Here is a 3,907-nt window from a genome sequence, read left to right on the forward strand (position 1 = left end):
GGCAAAAATCTGCGTAGTAAGGCCAATTTTCTGGCGGTCCAGCAGGGTCACTTGGCCACGAATAATCCCCTCATCTTTCATCCGCTGAATTCGCCGCCAACACGGTGATTGCGATAAACCCACCTGTTCGGCGATCTGTGCGCTGGACAGCGAAGCGTCTTCTTGTAGCAGCGCGAGGATGCGTCGATCGTAAGCGTCCAGTTCACCTTGCATAAAAATACCTTTTTGTTAGCCAATAACGACTTGGATAAGTCTTTCTAAAGCGTAATTGATGCATCTTAGATAAAAAAAACCTCCCCCGACGTGTAAATATTTCTCCAGCCAAATCAGGAGTCATCGCATGTCGCCACTGGAAGCCGTTCAACCCCCTACCCGCCCCGATGTCTGGGCCAGCCATGCCCCACTGTGTGCGGTGCGATTTCATATTCAGGCCGAAGCAGAGGCGGATGTGTTGTGCCGGGTTTTGAATGTGTTTGCTTTGCAGCAGCTCATCCCGCAGCAGGTTGATGTGATGCGCGATGACGACAGTTTCAGCATTGAAATCGTCAGTGACGAGCAAAGCTGGCACCGCGCGCAGGTGATAGGTGAAAAATTGCGCAATCTGGTCAGCGTGTTCGACCTGACACTGGAACCCGCTCAACCGGCTAGAGCAGCCCTCACCGGGTAACAGCCCGCAACCATTGAGCAACGCGTGGTCAGGCTCGCAGGGCTAGGCTTCAAACTATGCAGACAAGGACCCGTCTGCCCTCGTGTTTGAAGCCGTCCCCAGGAGCTGTCGATGCGCAATGCCCCGCCTCATGATCAATGGCTCACCCTTAAGCAACTGCTGCCCGCCCTACTGGCTCAAGGGCGCCTGTTACAAGGCTGCGCTGAAGAGGCGTTGATCCGCAGTCGAGAGCCACTCAACAGTCCTCTTCATCCACTGGTGTTTCTGGCCAGTCAACAGCTCCAAGACCCTACACGACCGACAAAAACCCTCGACCTTGAAACCCTGACTGCATGGCTTGCCGAAGAGTTTGCGCAACCGTACCTACGGCTCGACCCGCTCAAAATTGAGGTGGCGACAGTGACTGGGCTGATGTCGTTTGCCTTTGCCCAACGCCACCAAATCCTCGCCGTAGCGGCCAATGAAGAGGCCATTACGATTGCCAGTGCCCAACCGTGGGTCCGCAGTTGGGAGGCTGACCTCAAGCACGTGCTCAAGCGCCCGATCAAGCGGGTGATCGCCAACCCCTTGGAGATCCAACGCCTGAGCGTGGAGTTTTTCCAACTGGCCAAATCGGTCACAGGCGCGGCACTCAATGATCAAAAAAGCAGCCACTCAGCCAACTTGGAACATTTATTAACCCTGGGTAATGGCAGCCAAGAGCCTGATGCCAACGATGCGCACATTGTGAATATCGTCGACTGGCTGTTGCAGTACGCCTTTGAGCAACGCGCCAGCGATATCCATATCGAGCCACGTCGCGAGCAGGGGGGAGTACGCTTTCGTATCGACGGCGTACTGCACACCGTCTACCAGTTTCCCGCTCAAGTCACGATGGCCGTCGTCAGCCGTCTCAAGAGCTTAGGCCGGATGAACGTTGCCGAAAAACGCAAACCCCAAGACGGCCGCCTTAAAACCAAGACCCCTGCTGGCGCCGAAGTCGAACTGCGCCTTGCTACCTTGCCGACTGTGTTTGGCGAAAAAATGGTCATGCGTATTTTCGACCCGCAGATCATGCTCAAACGCTTCGACCAATTAGGTTTTGAAGGCGAAGACCTACTGCGTTGGGAGCAGATGATTCGCCGGCCTAACGGCATCATCTTAATCACCGGCCCGACTGGCTCAGGCAAGACCAGCACCCTGTATGCAACGCTCAAGCGACTGGCCACGCCACAGATCAACTTGTGCACTCTCGAAGATCCGATTGAGATGATTGAACCCGCGTTTAATCAAATGCAGGTGCAAGCGAACATTGACCTGACCTTCGCCAACGGCGTGCGAGCATTAATGCGTCAAGACCCAGACATCATCATGCTCGGTGAGATACGTGACCTAGAAACCGCTGAAGTTGCCATTCAAGCCGCGCTGACTGGGCACTTGGTGCTTTCCACCTTGCACACCAACGATGCGCCCAGCGCGATCAGCCGCCTGCTAGAACTGGGCGTGGCGCCTTACTTGATTAAAGCCACGTTGCTAGGCGTCATGGCGCAACGGTTGGTTCGCACACTGTGCCCTGAATGCAAAACCGAGCACCCCATATCAACGCCTGACTGGCAGAGCTTTGCCCCTGGCTGGTTGACGCCGCCACCGCTCAAGACCTGTCAGGCAAATGGCTGCATGGCGTGCCGTGATACGGGTTATAGCGGCCGCTCAGGCGTGTACGAGATCATGCAGATGAGCGCTAATCTCAACAGGCTGATAACCCCACACACAGACATCAATACGCTGCGCCACGAAGCGTGCAAAGAAGGCATGCGCCCCTTGCGAGTCGCTGCCGCTCAAAAAGTGAGCGCCGGTTTGACAACTCTGGTAGAAACATTGCGCGTGACGCCTGCGTATTGAATTGTTTTGACTATTATTTAAACAATGTCTGTTTAAGCCGATGGTTAAACTTTGACCCGCTTATCGCTCTTATACATTCAAACAAGGAATGGTTATGCAAGTGGGTACTGTTGTTCTGTTATTTGTCGCCTTGGCTATTGCCCTGCTTTTTATGGGCTTCAAGGTCGTACCACAAGGTTACCAATGGACGGTAGAACGCTTCGGGCGCTACACCAATACGCTAAAACCGGGCCTCAACATCATCATCCCGGTGATGGACCGGATCGGACGCAAGATCAATGTGATGGAAAGCGTGCTCGATATCCCGCCGCAAGAAGTCATCACCTCTGACAACGCAACCGTACAAATCGACGCCGTGTGCTTCTTCCAAGTGGTCAATACGGCTCAGGCTGCTTATGAGGTCAATAACCTCGAACACGCCATTCGCAATCTGCTGCAAACCAATATCCGTACTGTGCTCGGCTCAATGGAACTGGACGCAATGCTCAGCCAGCGTGACGGGATCAATGAGAAGCTGCTGCGTACAGTCGATGAAGCAACCGCGCCTTGGGGCATCAAGATCACCCGTATCGAAATCAAAGACATCAGCCCACCCGCAGACCTGATGGCCGCGATGTCCGGGCAAATGAAAGCTGAGCGGATCAAACGTGCGCAAATCCTTGAAGCAGAAGGTCTGCGCGCCTCGGCCATTTTGACCGCCGAAGGTAAAAAGCAGGCGCAGATCCTCGAAGCAGAAGGCGGTCGTCAGGCGGCGTTTCTTGAGGCAGAAGCCCGCGAACGTCAGGCCGAAGCAGAAGCCCGGGCGACGCAAGTGGTTTCTGAAGCCATTGCAACGGGTAACGTGCAGGCAATCAATTACTTTGTCGCGCAAAAATATATCGACGCACTGGGCCAACTGGCCTCTGCCGATAACAGCAAGGTCATCCTGATGCCGCTGGAAGCCAGTCAGGTCATCGGTGCCGTGGGGGGAATCGGCGAGATCGTCAAAGCCACTTTCGATAACAAAAAGGCCTGATGCATGTGGGAGTTCATGCAAAACCTAAACTACTGGGACTGGCTGGCACTGGGCACCGTGCTATTGATCCTAGAAGTCTTTGGCACCGGTGGTTACCTGTTATGGGTGGGCCTCGCCGGGCTCATCGTTGGGGCCGTGACCTTCTTTGTGCCCACACTGTCTTGGGCGCTGCAACTCCCGCTGTTTGGCATCTTGGCACTCCTCACGGCAGTGTTTTGGTGGAAGCGTCAGCGCAACACTATTGCCAGCAATGACCAGCCTGAACTCAACAGTCGCGGGCACGAGCTCATCGGCAAAACGTTTATCGTGCAGCAAGCCATTGTAGAGGGCCGGGGCAAGATTAA

At 54.8% G+C, this 3,907-nt stretch carries 5 protein-coding genes; 4 read left to right on the forward strand and 1 reads right to left on the reverse strand.

The genetic code is table 11. The features are described from left to right. Positions 1 to 213 (reverse strand): Lrp/AsnC family transcriptional regulator (locus AQS70_RS08195; RefSeq protein ID WP_156355074.1); only part of this gene is annotated, 213 nt, incomplete at its 3' end. Between the two features lie 127 nt (positions 214 to 340). Between AQS70_RS08195 and AQS70_RS08200 the strand changes: the two genes are divergently transcribed. From AQS70_RS08200 to AQS70_RS08215, 4 genes are all read left to right on the forward strand, one after another. Beyond that, a complete protein-coding gene (locus tag AQS70_RS08200) occupies positions 341 to 667 on the forward strand; it encodes a hypothetical protein (protein ID WP_055102359.1) in 327 nt (108 codons plus the stop codon). 111 nt (positions 668 to 778) lie between these two features. Continuing rightward, positions 779 to 2,548, forward strand: coding sequence for a type IV pilus assembly ATPase TfpB (gene tfpB, locus AQS70_RS08205; protein ID WP_082428065.1), 1,770 nt, complete (start codon positions 779 to 781; stop codon positions 2,546 to 2,548). 94 nt (positions 2,549 to 2,642) lie between these two features. After that, positions 2,643 to 3,563: an SPFH domain-containing protein gene (locus tag AQS70_RS08210; RefSeq protein WP_055102361.1), complete on the forward strand. Its 921-nt coding sequence runs from the start codon at positions 2,643 to 2,645 to the stop codon at positions 3,561 to 3,563. A gap of 3 nt (positions 3,564 to 3,566) precedes the next feature. Next, positions 3,567 to 3,907, forward strand: a 341-nt coding sequence (locus AQS70_RS08215; protein WP_055102362.1) for an NfeD family protein, incomplete at its 3' end; no start/stop codon positions are given.

Origin of the sequence: Pseudomonas endophytica, from assembly GCF_001411475.1 — a bacterium.
In the GTDB taxonomy this organism is placed as follows: domain Bacteria; phylum Pseudomonadota; class Gammaproteobacteria; order Pseudomonadales; family Pseudomonadaceae; genus Aquipseudomonas; species Aquipseudomonas endophytica.